This is a genomic window from Actinomadura coerulea, assembly GCF_014208105.1.
GTDB lineage: Bacteria > Actinomycetota > Actinomycetes > Streptosporangiales > Streptosporangiaceae > Spirillospora > Spirillospora coerulea.
Genome location: NZ_JACHMQ010000001.1, coordinates 7,997,866 through 8,013,729, shown reverse-complemented (window position 1 = coordinate 8,013,729; position 15,864 = coordinate 7,997,866). Strand labels below are relative to the sequence as shown.

23 protein-coding genes are annotated in these 15,864 nt (G+C 67.6%); all 23 read right to left on the bottom strand.

What is annotated here, in order from left to right; all coding sequences use genetic code 11:
• The gene (locus BKA00_RS37265) at positions 1–552 is read right to left on the bottom strand and encodes a phiSA1p31-related protein (protein WP_185033157.1); all 552 of its coding nucleotides are present in this window, start codon (positions 550–552) and stop codon (positions 1–3) included.
• The gene (locus tag BKA00_RS37260; RefSeq protein ID WP_185033155.1) at positions 549–695 is read right to left on the bottom strand and encodes a hypothetical protein; all 147 of its coding nucleotides are present in this window, start codon (positions 693–695) and stop codon (positions 549–551) included. Before BKA00_RS37260 ends, BKA00_RS37265 begins: the two co-directional genes overlap by 4 nt.
• Positions 696–784: 89 nt before the next feature.
• Positions 785–1,474 (bottom strand): hypothetical protein, encoded by a 690-nt coding sequence (locus tag BKA00_RS37255; RefSeq protein ID WP_185033153.1) that lies wholly within the window; start codon positions 1,472–1,474, stop codon positions 785–787.
• 87 nt (positions 1,475–1,561) lie between these two features.
• Positions 1,562–2,518, bottom strand: coding sequence for a sigma-70 family RNA polymerase sigma factor (locus tag BKA00_RS37250; protein ID WP_185033151.1), 957 nt, complete (start codon positions 2,516–2,518; stop codon positions 1,562–1,564).
• Positions 2,519–2,658: 140 nt separating this feature from the next.
• Positions 2,659–2,958 carry a DUF7169 domain-containing protein gene (locus BKA00_RS37245; protein ID WP_185033149.1) on the bottom strand — a complete coding sequence of 100 codons (300 nt, stop codon included), beginning with the start codon at positions 2,956–2,958 and terminating at the stop codon, positions 2,659–2,661.
• Positions 2,959–3,210: 252 nt separating this feature from the next.
• Positions 3,211–3,606 carry an endonuclease VII domain-containing protein gene (locus tag BKA00_RS40975; RefSeq protein WP_420829708.1) on the bottom strand — a complete coding sequence of 132 codons (396 nt, stop codon included), beginning with the start codon at positions 3,604–3,606 and terminating at the stop codon, positions 3,211–3,213.
• Entirely contained in the window at positions 3,599–3,727 is a 129-nt protein-coding gene (locus BKA00_RS40205; protein WP_268248211.1) for a hypothetical protein, read from the bottom strand. Before BKA00_RS40205 ends, BKA00_RS40975 begins: the two co-directional genes overlap by 8 nt.
• Positions 3,728–3,899: 172 nt before the next feature.
• Complete coding sequence (locus tag BKA00_RS37235; RefSeq protein ID WP_185033145.1) at positions 3,900–5,813, bottom strand: DNA polymerase; 1,914 nt, start codon at positions 5,811–5,813, stop codon at positions 3,900–3,902.
• Entirely contained in the window at positions 5,813–5,944 is a 132-nt protein-coding gene (locus tag BKA00_RS40200; protein ID WP_268248210.1) for a hypothetical protein, read from the bottom strand. The genes BKA00_RS37235 and BKA00_RS40200 overlap by 1 nt, the downstream gene beginning before the upstream one ends.
• An 80-nt stretch (positions 5,945–6,024) precedes the next feature.
• On the bottom strand, positions 6,025–8,529 hold the full coding sequence (locus BKA00_RS37230) for a phage/plasmid primase, P4 family (RefSeq protein WP_185033143.1): 2,505 nt from the start codon (positions 8,527–8,529) through the stop codon (positions 6,025–6,027).
• A gap of 34 nt (positions 8,530–8,563) precedes the next feature.
• A complete protein-coding gene (locus BKA00_RS37225) occupies positions 8,564–8,974 on the bottom strand; it encodes a hypothetical protein (protein WP_185033141.1) in 411 nt (136 codons plus the stop codon).
• Positions 8,967–9,182, bottom strand: coding sequence for a hypothetical protein (locus BKA00_RS37220; RefSeq protein WP_185033139.1), 216 nt, complete (start codon positions 9,180–9,182; stop codon positions 8,967–8,969). Before BKA00_RS37220 ends, BKA00_RS37225 begins: the two co-directional genes overlap by 8 nt.
• A 79-nt stretch (positions 9,183–9,261) precedes the next feature.
• On the bottom strand, positions 9,262–9,495 hold the full coding sequence (locus BKA00_RS37215) for a hypothetical protein (RefSeq protein ID WP_185033137.1): 234 nt from the start codon (positions 9,493–9,495) through the stop codon (positions 9,262–9,264).
• Between the two features lie 325 nt (positions 9,496–9,820).
• The gene (locus BKA00_RS37210; protein WP_185033135.1) at positions 9,821–10,555 is read right to left on the bottom strand and encodes a recombination directionality factor; all 735 of its coding nucleotides are present in this window, start codon (positions 10,553–10,555) and stop codon (positions 9,821–9,823) included.
• Positions 10,556–10,681: 126 nt separating this feature from the next.
• The gene (locus BKA00_RS37205; protein ID WP_185033133.1) at positions 10,682–10,888 is read right to left on the bottom strand and encodes a hypothetical protein; all 207 of its coding nucleotides are present in this window, start codon (positions 10,886–10,888) and stop codon (positions 10,682–10,684) included.
• On the bottom strand, positions 10,885–11,040 hold the full coding sequence (locus BKA00_RS37200) for a hypothetical protein (RefSeq protein WP_185033131.1): 156 nt from the start codon (positions 11,038–11,040) through the stop codon (positions 10,885–10,887). The genes BKA00_RS37205 and BKA00_RS37200 overlap by 4 nt, the downstream gene beginning before the upstream one ends.
• Positions 11,037–11,801: a hypothetical protein gene (locus BKA00_RS37195; RefSeq protein WP_221493451.1), complete on the bottom strand. Its 765-nt coding sequence runs from the start codon at positions 11,799–11,801 to the stop codon at positions 11,037–11,039. Before BKA00_RS37195 ends, BKA00_RS37200 begins: the two co-directional genes overlap by 4 nt.
• 559 nt (positions 11,802–12,360) lie before the next feature.
• Positions 12,361–13,128, bottom strand: a complete 768-nt coding sequence (locus tag BKA00_RS37190; RefSeq protein WP_185033127.1) for a hypothetical protein — start codon at positions 13,126–13,128, stop codon at positions 12,361–12,363.
• Positions 13,129–13,325: 197 nt separating this feature from the next.
• Entirely contained in the window at positions 13,326–13,892 is a 567-nt protein-coding gene (locus BKA00_RS37185; protein WP_185033125.1) for a deoxynucleotide monophosphate kinase family protein, read from the bottom strand.
• Positions 13,889–14,206, bottom strand: a complete 318-nt coding sequence (locus tag BKA00_RS37180; RefSeq protein WP_185033122.1) for a hypothetical protein — start codon at positions 14,204–14,206, stop codon at positions 13,889–13,891. The genes BKA00_RS37185 and BKA00_RS37180 overlap by 4 nt, the downstream gene beginning before the upstream one ends.
• Positions 14,207–14,272: 66 nt before the next feature.
• A complete protein-coding gene (locus BKA00_RS37175) occupies positions 14,273–14,593 on the bottom strand; it encodes a hypothetical protein (RefSeq protein ID WP_185033120.1) in 321 nt (106 codons plus the stop codon).
• A 2-nt stretch (positions 14,594–14,595) separates the two neighbouring features.
• Positions 14,596–15,534, bottom strand: coding sequence for a CHAP domain-containing protein (locus BKA00_RS37170; RefSeq protein ID WP_185033118.1), 939 nt, complete (start codon positions 15,532–15,534; stop codon positions 14,596–14,598).
• Between the two features lie 2 nt (positions 15,535–15,536).
• Positions 15,537–15,824: a hypothetical protein gene (locus tag BKA00_RS37165; RefSeq protein WP_185033116.1), complete on the bottom strand. Its 288-nt coding sequence runs from the start codon at positions 15,822–15,824 to the stop codon at positions 15,537–15,539.
• Between the last annotated feature and the right edge of the window lie 40 nt (positions 15,825–15,864).

Sequence of the window (15,864 nt, the reverse complement as noted above, 5' to 3'; positions counted from 1 at the left end):
TCAGCCCTCCAACTTCGTGGCGCTGTGGTACTGCTCGCGCACGTAATCCAGGGTGCGTCCGGGGGTACGGTCGGTGAGGTAGAGGAGACCGTCCGGGTAGACGGTCCACACGTCGCCCTCTCCGTCGCGGTACCGGTCGCCCGGCGTCAGGCGGTCGGGGTCCGCGTCCTCCAGCCTGGTCAGCGGGCCCCACTCGCTACGCACTTCGGCGAGCGTGCTGTGCCCGTTGCGCCCTTCGTTCCGCGGCTGGTCCAGGGACAGTCCACCACCCTGACGCACGATCCACACGTCCCCGTCGTTGTCGCGGTACCGCGTGCCGGGCAGCGGGAAGCCGGCCGCCTCCGCAGCGTCCACGCGGAGCGTCTCCGTACCCGGACGCTCGGACAGCGTGGAGATGTCGACCGTGTCCGCGTCGTCCTCCAGCAGGAACCGCGCGAACCGCTCCACCGCCTCCGCGCGCCGTTCGATCGGCGCACCCGCACCCAGCGGACCGGGCCGGCACATGGAGTTGACGTGCTCCACCGCGAGCTTGAGAGCTTCCGTGCGGTTCATGCGATCTCCCGTCCGCGGGCGAACGTCAGCGCGTCCCGCTCGTCCATGGCGTCGAACCCCGCGAGGTACGCCGCTTCGTCGTCGTAACCGTCTGCGTCCAGGACGTCGAGAGTGATCGGCGTCCGTGTGTCGTTGTTGCTCATGCCGGAGTTATGGGTCCCGTGGGCCGGGGGTGTTCGCCCCTAAATGCGAAAACCCCCGGACGTTGGTCCGGGGGTCCGCTGTGTACAGCTCACGCAGGCGTCTCGCGGAGGCACGTGTACAGCCACGTCCGGGAGATGCCCATCTCCCGCGCCACCTTCGTCTTGTTGTTGCCGTGCGCCGGCAGCAACTCGCGGGCCCTCGCGGCAGTCTCCGCCATGGAGGGCGAGGCGTCCGCGTCCTCCGGCGCGTCCTGCTCGTCGTCCTCACCAGGGATCACGCGCTTCGCCGCCTCCGCGTCAAGCCGCGCCAACTGCTCACGGATGTCGGCCGGCGTGGCCGCGAACACCTCCGCGGGGATCGGCTCCACGATCGGGTGGACCGGCTCCGGCATGAGCACGGGCGCGAACGCCTCCGCCGGCAGCTCCGCGAACACCTCCGGCATGTCCGCCTCCGGCGTCTCCCCCAACCGGTGGCACGCGAAGCTCACGGCGGGCGCGATGGCGGACAGCCCGATGGACAACACGACGTGCACATAGTTGCCGTGCCCCATGGTCATCAGGTGGGACACCATCTGGACGGCGAACATCGCGAGCATCGCCGCGGCGGAATGCACGCGGTTCCGGACCTTGAACGCGGCGAAGCCGTACACGTCCAGGACCAGCGGCAGCAGGCCGGCGGTGTACTTGTCGTACCCGAGCATGACCGCAAGGCGGTACTCGGCGACCGCGCCCATCACGAACGCGGCGATAAGGGAGATCCAACGGGCGGCGGTGATCACGTTTCCTCCGTGTACTGTCTACGGGGTGAGAGCAGGAACATAACAGACGGAGGGCCCCGTGTACAGCACACGGGACCCTCCGGGATGTCAGCGGATGTCCGCGCCGATCTTCGCGAGCCTCCGCAGCGCCGCGGCCTTGACGTTCTGGACGCGGGGACGCGTGATGCCGAGCATCTCGCCCACCTCCGCGGCGGTTCGCTGCGTCTCCCCGTTCACGCCGAACAGGCAGTTGACGACCAGCGCGTCACGGTCGTCCAGCGAGGCGACCAGCGCGAGCGCGGTCAACTCGTTGTTGATCTGCTCCGTCTGGTCGGTGTCCGTCGTCGCGATCGTCTCGTGAAGGGGGAGCGACTCGCCGTCCCCGTCGTCTCCGGCGTCCGCGTCAAGGTACGTGACGGACGAGTGGACCGCGTCGAACGTCGGACCGTCCAACCCGCGGCCACGCTCCGCGGACGCCTCCTCCCACGTGCGCCCGTTCGGCTTCCGCTCCCAGCGGTCGAACCGGGAGTCAACGATCTCCCGCGCCATCACGTCGCCGCTCTCCTCCGCGATGCCCTCCAGCTCCACCGCGGACAGCCGCTGATACTCCGCCCACCTCCGCGCGCGGACCGCGTCGCCGTCCACCGCGCGCATCGCGGACCAGTACCGCTTCACCTCGTTGCGTTCGGCCGGCTTCGGGTCCGCGGTCCGGTTCGCCTCCGTCAACTCCGCAAGGACGAAGCTGTGCGCGTAGGTGAAGAACTCGTTCGGGCGGTCCGGGTCGACCTTGCGCAGCGCCTCCAGGACACCGAGCATCGCGGCCTGCTGGAGGTCCGGAACCGCGGCGGTGTCGACGTTCGCGCGGGCGACGAGCCGGCGGAGCCGCGCCTCATAGCGGGAGATCAGTTCGAGGGTGGCCCACTCCTGACCGTTCTTCGCGGCGGCGACGAGCATTCCCTCCGTCCAGTCGCCCGCGTTCGTCTGGTCGCGGAGCCCGTTCGCGGCGTCGACCACCGCGCGGAAGTTGTCGGTGCGGTCAAGGTCGGTGGTCTGCGTGGCGATCATGTGGGGTTCCGTTCAGCGTCGCCCCGTGTGCAGTACACGGGAGAGTTGGGCATAGGGAACCCCCGGACGGTCCGGACGTCCGTCCGGGGGTGTTAGGTGGGAATCAGGCGCGCTGTGTACGGCTCACAGCGCGGGGAGGGTTACGGCTTACGGCCGTCCCATGCGTTGAGCGCGGCGGACGCGTAGTGCGCGTGCGTGTTGATCTCGTCTGCCATCAGGTCGACCGCGTGATGCACGGTGGTCAGCGTCTCCACCACCGCCAGCCGCTTCGGGCACATCGCGGCGGACGCGGTCGGGTCGCTCGCGCCCTTGCCGTTCTTCTCCACACCGGTCGCGGGAGAGCGAAGGTGCTGGACTTCCTCCGCGGCCTTCACCAGTCGGTGAAGTTCGAGCGCCTCGCGGACGAGACGTTCGATGGCATTGCTGGTCAGTGCGGTCATGACCCATCTCCGGGTATGCTGCGCCCGCCCTGATTTTGGGCAGGCGGTATCAACGGTCGGTGTGAGGGAGGTCGCGTGTACGTGTCCTGTACACGGGGCCGGAAGTAGAGATATGGCCGTGTGGATTCAAGGTAAGGGCCGTGTACTGCACACGCAACCCGTGGAACCACGGATTTCTTACGCAGTGTGAACACGGGCGGGGTTGCGTGACGATCCCACCTGCGGAAATAGCGCTACGTGACGGTAAGGTCGCTACAATGCGTGGCGTTCGGCGTAGTCCGCAGCCGCACGGAGCCGCTCCGGATCATCGCCGAACAGCCCTAGCCCGGAGTTGCAGCCGGAGCACAGCAGGTCCCGCACGCGGCCGGAGGTGTGGTCATGGTCGACCACCAGCGGGAGACGTTCCCCGCAGATAGCGCACCGCCATCGCTGCGCGCGGGCCCTCGCGTGGAACATCTCCAGCGTCAGCCCGTACAGCCGGAACAGCCGGCGGTCACGTGCGCGTCTCCGGGCAGCCGGCTGCGCACGTCGCCTACGGCCGTCAGCGGCCCGACAATCGCGGCAAACCTTGTCGCCCTGCCGGAACCTGCCTAGGGGTTTCTCGTCTGTACACGGGCCGGCACAGACGCGTGTGTAAGGGCTAGTCACACTCCCACTCCGCCGCGATCCGTTCGGCCTCCAGCGCCTGGAGTTCCTCCCACGCGCCGCACTCCGGGTTGTCGTGCGTGCAGTCCTTCGTGGAGCACACGTCATCCCACGTGTACGTCATGCCCGACCCTCCGCAGCGTTCAGCGTGGCCGCGTGCTTGTCCGCGTCCGCGTGGGATGCATACGCCCCGTGAAAGTCGTCTTCGTCAATCGCGGCCCACGCGTCCACCACAAGCCACGTCGGAGCGTCGAAACCGTCCGCCTCCGACATGGGCAGCACTACGTATCTCGTGATCATGCGGCCACCTCCAGCGGTGCGTCGTACAGCGGCTTGTCCTCCGGCTTCATGTAGCCGGCACCCCACGTGTGGCCGTACACCTCCGGGTCCGACTCGATCCGGACCCCCCGGAACGGCATGTCCATGCGCTCACCCAACGCACGCGCCACGTCCTCCGCGTCCTCCGCGTACGGGTCCGCGATCACCTCGTCATGAACCACGCCGATGATGTGCGGCAACAAGCCGGCGTCGTCCATCTCGATCAGCGCTTGCCCCAAGATGTCCCGCGCCGTCGACTGGCACATGAACGCAATGGCGGTATAGACCTTGTCCCTGTTCAACCGCAGCACGCGGCCGGACGGCGTCTCCACCGTCATGCGGTTCGCGTAGGCGTCGCGGGTCAGCCGCTTGCCGTACCGCTTGAACTCCGGGAGCGCGGCGTCGTACTGCGCGAGCGCACGCTTCACCTGTTCCGACGGCAGCCCGGTTTGCTTGGACAGCGTGTCGACCCCGCCCGCGTATGCCTTGCCGAGTGAGATCGTCTTGCACAGCTTCCGCCGCTTGTCGCCCTTGAGTTCCTTGTCCGTGACCTCCGGCCCGATGCCGAACACGAGACGCGTCGTCACGTTGTGGAGGTCCTCGCCCGCGTTGATCCGGTCGCACACGTTCTGCGCGCCAGCCATCGCGGCCAACACCCGCAACTCAACTTGGGAGAAGTCGGACGCCACGATGCGCCGGCCGGACCCCGCGGTGACGCAGCGGCGGACCCGCCAGTCGGACGACGGAAGCTGTTGCAGCGGAGGCGACGACACAGCCCACCGCGCCGTACGCGCGCCCATGGTCGAGGTGTGCGGGTGGATACGGCCGGACGCGTCGACCTTGTCCAGCATCGCGGTTGTGTAGGACGTCGCCCACTTCCCCGCGCGCTTGCTCCGCAACACCGCGTCAGCCAGCGGGTTCGGGGTGCGGGCCCCGATGCGCTGCCAGTCCTTGTCAAGGTCCGCCATCGGCAACAGCACTTCCTTGCCGGTCGCCGGGTCGCCTCCGTCCGTCTTCTCCGTCCACACCTCGCCCATGCCGGCGAGGGCGGCGGCGACTTGCTTCGGTGCGTTCACGGAGTTGACGCCGTACCGCTTCGCCACCTCCGCGTACCGCGCCGCTTCCTCGCGCAGCTCCACCGTCAGCCGCTCCGTGTACGGCTGGTCGATCAACATCCCCTTGCGTTCGATGATCGCGCCGATCAGGGCGATCCGGTGTTCGTACTCCGCGAGGCGCGCGGGGATGCCGCGCTTCCGGCACTCGTCTTGCAGCGCCACCAGGACGCGCGACCCGTACAGCACATCGAGTAGCGCGTACCGGAGGTACACGGGGTTCCGGATGTCGATGTGCGCCCACCCGGTGTCTTTCGTCTTGCCGATCTTGTGGAACTCCTTGATCAGTTCCGTCTGACCGTCCGTCGCCGCGGGGTCCACGTAGTGACGCGCAAGCGGCTTGAGGGAAAGGCCGGTCCCGCCTTCGTGCTCCGGCCGGCTGTCCGCCAGATGCGCGAGGATCTTCGTGTCCACCACGCGGCGGAACGTCTCTTCGATCGGGACCCCGAGGTGTTCACCGAACACCAACCCGTCAAAGGGGAAGTTCTGCGCGGTCATCCGCGGCAGCTTCCGCAGCGCGTAGCGGACCGCGTTTGCGAACGGCGTCCCGAACTCCGCGGGGATCAACCATCCGTCCGTCGCGGTCCCGAACTGGACGAGCCGGAGGCGGAATCCCGGAACGAACGTGTCCAGGCTGGTCGTTTCGGAGTCCACCGCGATGCGTTCGCCGCGCCGCGCCATGTCGTCTACCCACTCGACAAACGGCCGGAGATCCTCCGGCGTCTCGGCGAACTGTCCATGACACTCTTCGCCGTTCACGCGGACAGTGATCGTGTGCATCAGATGTCCATCGCGCGTTCGTACCGGCAGTCGTCGCACAGCCAACGCATGACCGTCTCGCCCCGAATCTCCGCGATGAACGGATCTTCCACGTATTCGGCGTCCGGAACCTTGCAGTCCTCACACGACATCGCGTGCCCTCCAAACACGAAAAGGCGGGGCGCATCCGCCGTGTGTCGTACACAGCAGACGCGCCCCGCGCAGTCGTCAGTTACTCGAAGATCCGGCGACCCTCCCCTTCGTTGTGGCTCCCGTCCGGCGAAGTGTTCGCGGAATCTTCCACCTCGCGGACACCGACCAACGCCATGCCCTTCGCCACGCGGTGACGGACTGCGCCGCGTTCCTCCATAGCCGCCGCAAACTTGCGCTTCGTCCAGCGCTCCCGCTGCGCCAAGTTCTCCGCCTCGCACCATTCGAGGTAGGCGTTGAACGCGTCGCCCAACGGGACGGAGTGCGCGTCGTCCTGCGTCACGACCAGGACGTCACCGAGGAAGCCGGCGAGGGGATCGCTCGTCTCCCGGTACTCGCGTGTCGCCTCGCGGATCACGTCCGGGTCCTGGAGTCCGTCCGCGTACCACTCGCGCGCACCGCGCACAGCCCACGCGATGATCCCCGCGGACTCCGCGCGGAGCGTCGCGGTCAGCGTGTGGTCCCGTTCGTGCGGTGCGAAGTAGCGGGCGAACTCCACCAGCTTCACGCGTCGCCATAGGCCGGCGTCCTGCCCCTTAAAGCGAGGCTTGTGGTTGGTCGCGAGCATGAGCAGGAACGCCGGCTTGAACTCGAAGAATTCGCGGCGGAGGAACCGGGCGGAGATCATGTCCGCGCCCGTGACCCGCTTGAGAACCGCCTCCGCCATCGGCCGGCCGGACTCGCCCTCCGACGCCATCACCAGCCGGGCCCCGCGCAACGCGGCGAGGTCGTTGGGGATGCCGCCGGACGGCTTCTCCTCGAAGGTGGCGAAGGGGGTGGTGGTGCTGATCTCCCGGAAGACGTCCGTCAGCGTGTCCGTCAGCACGCTCTTGCCGTTCGCGCCCTGCCCCCACAGAACCGTGAACGCCTGCTCGTCCGTCGCGCCCGTGATCCCGTACCCGACGAGTCGCCGCATGTAGTCCGCAAGCTCCGGATGGGTTGGGAAGATCTCCCGCAGGAACGACTCCCACCGCGGGCACGACGCGGACGGAACGTAGTCCCGATCGATGTACCGCGTCAGCATGTCGCGCGGGTCGTGGTCGCTGAACGCGCCCGTCCGCAGATTGCACGTCCCGTTCCTGAACGACAACAGCTCCGGCCGCGCGTCGAACTCGCGCGCCTGGACAGCGACCGCGGGAACCGCGCGCAGCTCCGTCATCATGTCGTCAATCGCGCGGGTGTTCAGGAACCCCTTCGCTTCGTCCGTCTTCCCCGCGAGCGCGAGCGCAGCGCCCATGCGGTGAATCTCCTGACGGACCCGCATCTCCGACTGCTCCCACACGCGGCCCGTCCACACGTAGAACCCAAGCCCGGACGCGTGCTTGATCCGCCCGTCCGCGAACGCCACCAGCGCGTGAGCGCGGCACGCGTCGCTGTACCCGTAGCGCTCCATCAGCGCGGCCAACAGCTCCGCCGCTGCCTCGCCGTCCTGCCGGCTGACCGTGTCCGTTCCCGTCGCGCGGTCCATCTCCCGCCCGCGTTCCTCGCGAGCGGCCTCGCGCGGCGGAGCAAGCGGCGACGCAGCGCGCACCGCCTCATGGAACGCGTCCGGGAACACCTCCGGGATGCGCTCGCGCCACGCGGTGACGTCCTCGCCCGCACGCGGGATCGTCAGGCGGTGCGGCTGGAGACCCCGCGCCATCAGCGCGTCACCCAGCGTCCGGACGAACTTCTCCCCCGCCGTGTCGCGGTCGCCCGCAATGAGCACGTGCTTGCCACGCAGCCCGTTCGCGAGGTCATCCGCGACCGCGGGGTCACGGACGATCGACGCGCCGCGGATCGCGACCGCCGTGTACCCGACACCCACCACGGTCAGCGCGTCGGACGGGCCCTCCGTGATGATCACCGCGTCGTATCCGCCGTCGCCCTGGAGGACTCCCCACTTCGCCCACGTGACCGGCTGGAGTCCGTCCCCGCGGCTGTTCGCGAGGGACACCCACCGCGCTTCGCACTTGCCGGAGAGGTCACGTCCCTGCGCTCCGCGGGCGACACCATCGAAGTCACACAGCGGAACGACCAGCCGCGGGTACGTGCGGAACCGCGGCGAGAGGAAGGGGAACGGGTCCGCGTTGTTGACGGGAGACAGCCCGATACCGAGCCGCTCCGCGGTCGCAACGTCCAGGCCGAAGCGGCGGATCAGGTACGACTCGCCTTCCTCCACCAGGAGAAGGGTCTCCGCGGACTGCGTTCCGGGGTCCCACATGGACCACTCCGCGACCGTGCGGTCAAGCCACACGCGCAGCGCGGCCACCTCCCCCGGACCGGCGGCCGGAACGGACGTCCCGCCCTTGACGGTCGCCGCCCCGCCCGACGTCCAGCCGAACAGGTCCGACGTCGTCATGTCCAGCGCGGACAGTACGTCGTCCTGCTCGCAGCCGGCGCGGCAGTAGACGAGCAGCCGGCCGTCCTCTTTCAGCGTGAGAAAGAGCGACGGCCGGCCGTCTTCGTGCGCAGGGCAGGGGACCAGATACCCGCCCGTGTCCTCCCGGACCTCCGGGAACTTGTCGAGAAACCGGGAGAACTCCATGTACGACCCTCCGTAGATTGCGCCTACGGAGGCGTTATGGCTCCCGTGTCCGGTCACTGTTCGCGCGGATCACCGCGAGGACGCGAGCGAACGTCTCCAGGTCCATGACCGCGTACCCGTCGCCGGTCCCCTTGCCGCGCCGCTTCACCACCGCGACGCCGAAGTACCGGCGGCCGGCGGTACCGTGCATGTCCGCGTCAAGCTGCGCGTTCCGTGCCTCGCGGTTCGCCTGGTCCACGAACGCGGACAACGTGAGCTGCGCGGTGTTCTTGCACTCCAGCACGAACGGCGCGGCGTGCACGTCCCCTATGTCCGCGCGGCCCATCTGTACCTGCCGGCGGATGTCGTCCAGGCCGGCGAGACCCGCACCCGCGAGCCGTCCGCGGAGGAACGTCACGACGGCCGACTCCCACGCGGTTCCCTTGCGCTTGTTGGGGTTAGCCATCGTGGCTACCCCCGTACATGTGGACCTCAGCGCCGCGGGCGAACGCGGTCCCCAGGGCTTGCGACATCGCGGCCCAATCCGAGCGCAGCAACGCGGAGCGATGCACGCTGATCGCGTCGCCCTTGCCCAGCGCGGCCACCTGACCAGGCCGGCGCGCGGAGTGTTGGGAGACCTGAACTCCGCCGTTGTCCCACGCGGTCATCGCCATGTCTGCCTCTTTCCTGGAACGCAAAAGGGCCCGACCTACCGGAGTAGATCGGGCCCTGAGCGGGGTACTTGTGGGAGCGTCAGTCCTCTGTGACCGACGTGTGGGGAGTGAAGCCGACGCTGTCCGCGTAGATCGGTTCGCCCAGCTTCGCGACCATCGCCGCGTGGAGCGCGCCGCAGAACTTCGCGACCTCCGCCGGCTGACGGTGCCACGCGGGCAGATCCGCGAGCGCGGCGAGCATCCGCGCGTCCTCGCGCGTCATCCGAACGATGATGTCCTCAGGATCGGCCGGCTCCATCTGCGTGATCTTCATGTACGGGTACCCCTTTGTCCCCTACTGCACGTGCGTCCAGGACGTACCGCGGACGATGTGCCGCGCGGTGCGGTCAGACACGTCGAACGCGCGGGCGAGATCCGCCAAGCGACCCCCCGCCGCGTGAGCGTCCCGGATCGCCCGCACCTTCGCAGCCGTCAGCTTGGCTGCGGAGTTACGTTCTCCGACAGACGGAGCCAGTAGCCCCGCCTGCGCGACTGATGATATTGCATTTCCGGTCACGATTTAACCCTCAACTTTACGAGGAAAGTACGTAAACCCCGGACGACACACGCGCGTCAGTCCGGGGTTTACAGCGGAAATGTCAGACGGTGACGGTACCCTCCGCCGCATCCTTCGCGGCAGGACCGTGGACGGTCAGGGTCGGCTTCATGTACGAGACCGTCTTGCCCTTCATGGGCCCGCCCTTCGGAACGAACTCCACGTTCTCCAGGGCGAGCGTGCACAGCGCGGACGCGCCGTCGTGGTCGTCGCGGACGTCCTCGATCTTGTTCTCGTACTCGTGCAGGACGCGGACCAGGTCCCAGCTCCCGGAGCCCATGGCGAACTTGCCGAGATGCGGAGCGTCCGCGAGGGTGAAGACGATGCGGGTCGCCGGCTTCGGACCGCGGCCCGACTTCGCGAGCGCCTTCCGCTCCGCGAACAGCTTCGGGCAGCCGCACGGCTCCCCCGCGTCCTCCTCCGGCGACAGGTACTCGACCCCGTCACAGTGATGGATGATCTGCCCGTTCATGCCGTACAGCCGCATGTCGGAGCTGATCGCGTCCGGGCCGTCGATGATCACGCGGACCTTGCTCGCGGACGTGAGCACCTGGAGGTTCTCCTCCGACTCCGTCTCCCACTCCTCCGGCGACCCGCCGAACTTCTCCGCGACGTACGCGGCGACGTCCGGGTCGCCCGTGGTGACGCGCCACTCCGACAGGCTGACCGGCGTGCGCCCGTCCATCATCCCGGACCGGAACCGGCCGACGATGTCCGAACCCTCCCGCGGCTTCGGCTTCGCGTCGGGGTCAGTCTCGAAGATGCGAAGTCTGGACATGTCCTGACAACTCCCTGAATGGGTACTCAGGAACACGAACGGGTCCGCTGTGAGCAGTACACAGCGGACCCGCACGGAACCCCCTACAGGGGAGTTATGGCTCCCAGGGTGAAGGGGTGTTCGCGGTCATCCCGCACAGAAGTCCTTCAGGATCACGCCGCGCGAACCTTCCTCGCGGACGCGCGCGATCCTCCAGTCGCCGTCCTGCTCACTGGAGTACAGCGCGTCGTTCAGCAGCCGGCGCGCGTCCCCGTACGACTCCGCCCGGATCACCATCCCGGCGTGCGTGTCGTACCCTCCGCCCGTGATGCGCTTCGCGAGGTAGAGCTTCACAGCCACACCACCGCCACGTACGCGGCGAACCCCGCGTTCGTCGCCGCGTTCACCAGGAACCCCGCGGACTTCGCCGGCTCCGACGTGCGGACCGTGGTGACCGCGGACGAGATCGCCCCGATGACCAGCCAGACCAGCAGCGCGTACGTCACTTCGCCCTCCGCTCCGTGCCCGACTCCAGCCGGCCGCCCGACTCGATCGCCTTGCCGATCACTTCCTTGGACATCTGCCGGTCCCAGTCGAACACCTGACGCAGCGCGAGGAAGACGCCGAACACGCGGTCCGACACCTCCACCGGCTTCAACGCCCACCGCTCATCCGTCACGTGCAGAACCGCGCCGGCCTGAATCGCTGGCATCGGACGCGACGAACCGTCCGCCGAAATGATCCGGTCCGCGTTCTTGTACGCGGTGAGCTGGAGGGAGACGTCCGGATACGTGTCCTTGCTCGTCTTCCAGTCTCCGATCACGATCTCCGGGAGACCCGTCTCAGGGTCCGTGATCCGCATGATGACGTCGGAGCTGCCGGCGTAGTCGTGCGCGTCGGACCACATGACGTCTTCCGCGCTGATCAGTTCCGGCTGAACACGGTCGAGGAACTCCGCGAAGTGCCGCTTGTACGGCGCGAGATCGGGCCCCACGCGGCGAACGTCCTCGCCCCTGATCTGCCGCTCGAACATGTCATGCGCAGCCGTACCGAGGTTCTGACGCGACTTCGTGTACCGCGTCGGGGCGGCCTTCAGGAAGTCCACCAGCGCGTCACGGTCCCGCTCCGCGAGCGCGTTGACGACGTCCAGGTTGTCGGCCGCAGCCTCCGCAGTCTTCCGCGCGGACCAGTACTGCAAGAACGGCTTCGGAAGCATCGAGATGATCGACGTCACGCCCGGAGCCTTGTGACCGGACGTCGGCTCCACATAGAACCGACTCCCGCCACGTTTGATCGTGTTGACGTTTCCCACGCCGCAACCTCCCGCATCGACACCTACGGGGTAGTTGTGGCTCCCATCGCGGTCAGGTGTTCGCGGTCAGCGGCGACGACGTCCGCCGGACGGCCCGATGTAGGAATGTAGGTTTGAACGTAAATCTAGGTTTCTCTCTAACGCGTTAGGGCTAATACCAGATCTACGTTCAAACCTACATTTCTACATTGCACACCTACAGTGATCGACTGTGCGCACAGCGTTCCTAGCGGTGGGCAAAAGAAAACCCCGGACCGGTCGGGGTCCGGGGGTTGCCGTGGTGGCCGCGGTCAGCGGCGACGACGTCCGCCGGACGGCCCGATGTAGGAATGTAGGTTTGAACGTAAATCTAGGTTTCTCTCTAACGCGTTAGGGCTAATACCAGATCTACGTTCAAACCTACATTTCTACATTGCACACCTACAGTGATCGACTGTGCGCACAGCGTTCCTAGCGGTGGGCAAAAGAAAACCCCGGACCGGTCGGGGTCCGGGGGTTGCCGTGGTGGCCGCGGTCAGTCCGCGCCGAGTTCTTCTAGAAGCTCCTCCGCACGCGCACGGACCGCCTCCAGCGCCGCGCGGTACTCATCCCGCTTCTCCTCCGGCAACTCGGCCGGCGTCGCTCCGTCCGCGTGCACGTCCAGCGCCTTGCGCGCATACTGCGCAATGCCTATGTACACGTTCGCGGGATCGGAGGTGTCCAGCCGCAGCGGAGGTAGCTTGCTGCCACGGCGGAGCGCGTTGCGGTCAACAGGGTTCAAGCCGTAGAAAGCGAAGTCTTCATCCGTCATTCCCAGTTCGTTAACCATCACCTCGCGTCGCACAATGGACACGTGATGTCGCACTACCGCTTGCATACTGGACTTGCGTGCGGCATCGAAGCCGGCGCGGTCATAGATCGCAGCCGCCGCGGCTTTGTACTCCGAGGAACGGCCAGCCATATCCGGCTTCGTCTCGTCCGCGGGATCGGTGTACAGCAGCCGCAGCCGTACGAGGACCTCCGCGAGTTTCCGGGTGACACCGCCCGCCCGGTTGTACGCGCGGTTCCATTCCTTCGCGAGCTTCACCCCCTCCGCGACCAGCGGCGCGGCCGTCTTCTCCCGCTCCGCCTCCGCCTGGAGGCGTACCGCGACGTCCTTACCGGGGGTCCCGTCCTTCGCCTTGAGTAGCTTCGCGAGGCGCTCCGGGTCCGCGCGGAGTTGCTCCGGCGTCCAGGTGGTCACACCCTCCAACACGGTGCCGTCGTCAGTGTCGGATGTTCGTTCTGCGGCTTTGCGTGCCATCTGCGCGGGTCCCCTCCGTCGCGGTGTCTTTGCCATGCCGAGATGTAACATACAGTCCCCGTGTACAGGTTGTCTCTCCCGCGCTAGCAAATGTTGCACACCGGTCCGACCAGCCAAGACGCCGCGACGCGCCTGCTAGTGGCCTCCCCGCGGACACAAAAAAGGGCCCGACAGCAGACGCCATCGGGCCCTTCGTCTTACGGATACTCGTATCTGTTTGAGGCGATGCGAGTGAGTTGCTCGTACAGCCTCGCGGGGTCACCGTCGTTGGTGATGCGGAAGTCCGCGTCGGACGCGGACAGCTCCGCCTCCGATGCGTGCTTGCCGTCCTCGATGCCGGGTCGGTCGACCCATACCGTGGTGAAGCCGAGGTTCCACAGCGTGCCCCACTCGTTGCGGAACCGGACGTCCGTCACGACAACAGGCCGGCCAGCTTCGCGGTGCGCGCCGATCTCGCGGAGCGCCAGCAGTAGCCACGCGTTCTCGCCGAACGTCGCGCGGGCACCCTCCAGGCCGAGACGCTGGAGGAAGCGGCGAACCTCCGGGCTGTTCCGCTTCGCGGAGTCCCATCCTTCCGCGTTCACGATCTCCGTGAGCCGCCGGCGTTCGTAGCAGCCGCATTCGATCCACGGATCGACCGCGAGCGCCATCGCTTTCAACGGGTCCGCGAACGCCACCCGCGCGTACCCGTGCCGCGCCACCAGCTCCGCCGCCGCGGTGTCCTTGCCTGCTCCGGCGCGGCCCATGAGAGCGATGTCGTTCACGATGCCTCCCGCCCGTGGTCGCCCACGTAGCGGTCAGCGCCGCGCCACACCGCGCGTTCCTGTTCGCGGATCGTCATCTCGGCGACCGCGGACCGGCACGCCTGCCGCACCGCGACCTCCGGGTCGCTGTCCTTGTCCAGGACGATGCGCGTCTCCGTGCCGTACACCGCGTGCGAGAACCGCTTGCCCTGCCGGCGGATCTCCACCGTGAAGCGCGGACCGATGGACACCAGGTCTTCCCGCTTCACGCGGTAGAAGCATCCGGCCGGCAGCTCCGGCACATCGTCCGGGAGCGGTAGTTCAGGGACGCGCATGGGCCCTCCAGAGTTGGGACTGTGTGTTAGTCCCGTTATGGCTCCGGAGGGCCCGAGGTGTTCGCGCTACTTCCGACGCAGCCGGCTCGTCAGGTACGCGCCGGCCGCAGCCATGCCCGCCACACGAACCGACTCGAACAGCGTCGGGTAGTCGACGGTCCCCGCGAGAACCTGCGACTTCACCGCAGGCCACACCGCGAGCGCCACCGCCACCGCGAGACCCGACGCGAGCGACGCGCCCGCACGCTTCACGCGCGCAACCGTCGCGGGTGACAGACGCCGATCCGGAGCGAAGTCCTCCCACACGTCCCGCGCGAGGACGTCCATCCGCTCGTCCTCCAGGACGCCATCCGGCACCGTCACGTCCGGCCTGCTGTGCACACCCATGGTCACACCTTCCACCCGTGGATCTTGATCGTTGCGGGGCGCACGACCACGTCATGCGTGAACCCGCCCATCTGGACGCGGAGCCGGCGGCCCTTGCCGATCGTGTCCGCGTTCGTCAGCGACACGTGGACGCGGCCACCATCCGCGAGCCCGTGAACCGTGTGCAGCGGATCGGCTTCCTTGATCGGGAACTCCCCCGCCTTGTTCTTCGTGTCCGCCACCTCCACGAACCGAATCCACCCGGACCCGCCCGCGGGCAGGCCATCGACCGCAACGCCCACCGTCGCGACGTACCGCGAAGGGGTCATCAGAACGGTGGGGTACACGCCCGTGTTGCCGTGCTCGTGGGTAGCGTCCGCGTACTCGCGGTCCCACCCGAGGTACACGGTGTCCGCGCCGGCCTTCACCGTGCGGGACCAGGTCGACCCGAGCGAGACATAGAGGTTGGGCATGTCGTCCTCCTCCGTCGCCGCGCTCTTGTACGCGGGACGTCCATAGCCGTAGATCCGGGAGTTCGTCAGCGGCCACGACTTGCGGTGGACGCCACCGCCCGAGGGGTTGTAGCCGTCGCCGCGCGAGGTGTTGCCCTCGCACGTGTAGATCCGGCCGTCGTGGACCGCGGTCACCAGACCGACGTGATCCCCACCGGACGCGCCGTAGTACACAATGTCGCCGGCACGCGGAGTCTTCGCGCCGCGGCGGAAGAACTGCCCGCGGTCACGGAACCAGTCGACGCCGGTCCAACAGCCGGCGGTCCACGGGATCATCTCCCCGCAGCCGGAGCGGCGTGCGCACACCGACAGGAAGATGTGACACCACGCGACGCCGTCCCAACCGAACTCGCGGCCGAACTCCGTGTGATTGGTTGGCGTCTCCAGAGTGCCGTCATGCGAGATCGCCTCAGCGATCATCGCCGCGGCAGTGCCCTTAGCGGGAGCCACGTTCACCCCTTCCCTGTCATCTTCGCGGCGACCGTGTATACGGTGCCGGCCGCGCCTGCGATCGCCGCGAACAGCGTGGCGGGCAACCTGTTCACCCAGGTTTCAAGCGCCCGGAGTCGCTTCTCCTGATCCACCGGAACGCGCGCCACCCACTGCTCCACCACGCGGAGCCGGTTCTCCTTGTCCGCGTCGTTGTTAACAAGCGTCTCCAGCAGAGTTGCCACACGTGACAACTCGCGGGTTACTTCCATCAGCGCGGTGTAAAGCTGGTCATCCGAAGTGGACGCCATGTGTAACCCCCTACGGCGGAGGGTGCACACCCGCAAACCT

What these genes read in the sequence shown, in the direction of transcription:
- BKA00_RS37265 (WP_185033157.1), bottom strand. Translation starts at nt 552, where the DNA reads ATGAACCGCACGGAAGCTCTCAAGCTCGCGGTGGAGCACGTCAACTCC.
- BKA00_RS37260 (WP_185033155.1), bottom strand. Translation starts at nt 695, where the DNA reads ATGAGCAACAACGACACACGGACGCCGATCACTCTCGACGTCCTGGAC.
- BKA00_RS37250 (WP_185033151.1), bottom strand. Translation starts at nt 2,518, where the DNA reads ATGATCGCCACGCAGACCACCGACCTTGACCGCACCGACAACTTCCGC.
- BKA00_RS37245 (WP_185033149.1), bottom strand. Translation starts at nt 2,958, where the DNA reads ATGACCGCACTGACCAGCAATGCCATCGAACGTCTCGTCCGCGAGGCG.
- BKA00_RS40205 (WP_268248211.1), bottom strand. Translation starts at nt 3,727, where the DNA reads ATGACGTACACGTGGGATGACGTGTGCTCCACGAAGGACTGCACGCAC.
- BKA00_RS37235 (WP_185033145.1), bottom strand. Translation starts at nt 5,813, where the DNA reads ATGCACACGATCACTGTCCGCGTGAACGGCGAAGAGTGTCATGGACAG.
- BKA00_RS40200 (WP_268248210.1), bottom strand. Translation starts at nt 5,944, where the DNA reads ATGTCGTGTGAGGACTGCAAGGTTCCGGACGCCGAATACGTGGAAGAT.
- BKA00_RS37230 (WP_185033143.1), bottom strand. Translation starts at nt 8,529, where the DNA reads ATGGAGTTCTCCCGGTTTCTCGACAAGTTCCCGGAGGTCCGGGAGGAC.
- BKA00_RS37225 (WP_185033141.1), bottom strand. Translation starts at nt 8,974, where the DNA reads ATGGCTAACCCCAACAAGCGCAAGGGAACCGCGTGGGAGTCGGCCGTC.
- BKA00_RS37220 (WP_185033139.1), bottom strand. Translation starts at nt 9,182, where the DNA reads ATGGCGATGACCGCGTGGGACAACGGCGGAGTTCAGGTCTCCCAACAC.
- BKA00_RS37215 (WP_185033137.1), bottom strand. Translation starts at nt 9,495, where the DNA reads ATGAAGATCACGCAGATGGAGCCGGCCGATCCTGAGGACATCATCGTT.
- BKA00_RS37210 (WP_185033135.1), bottom strand. Translation starts at nt 10,555, where the DNA reads ATGTCCAGACTTCGCATCTTCGAGACTGACCCCGACGCGAAGCCGAAG.
- BKA00_RS37190 (WP_185033127.1), bottom strand. Translation starts at nt 13,128, where the DNA reads ATGGCACGCAAAGCCGCAGAACGAACATCCGACACTGACGACGGCACC.
- BKA00_RS37180 (WP_185033122.1), bottom strand. Translation starts at nt 14,206, where the DNA reads ATGCGCGTCCCTGAACTACCGCTCCCGGACGATGTGCCGGAGCTGCCG.
- BKA00_RS37175 (WP_185033120.1), bottom strand. Translation starts at nt 14,593, where the DNA reads ATGGGTGTGCACAGCAGGCCGGACGTGACGGTGCCGGATGGCGTCCTG.
- BKA00_RS37165 (WP_185033116.1), bottom strand. Translation starts at nt 15,824, where the DNA reads ATGGCGTCCACTTCGGATGACCAGCTTTACACCGCGCTGATGGAAGTA.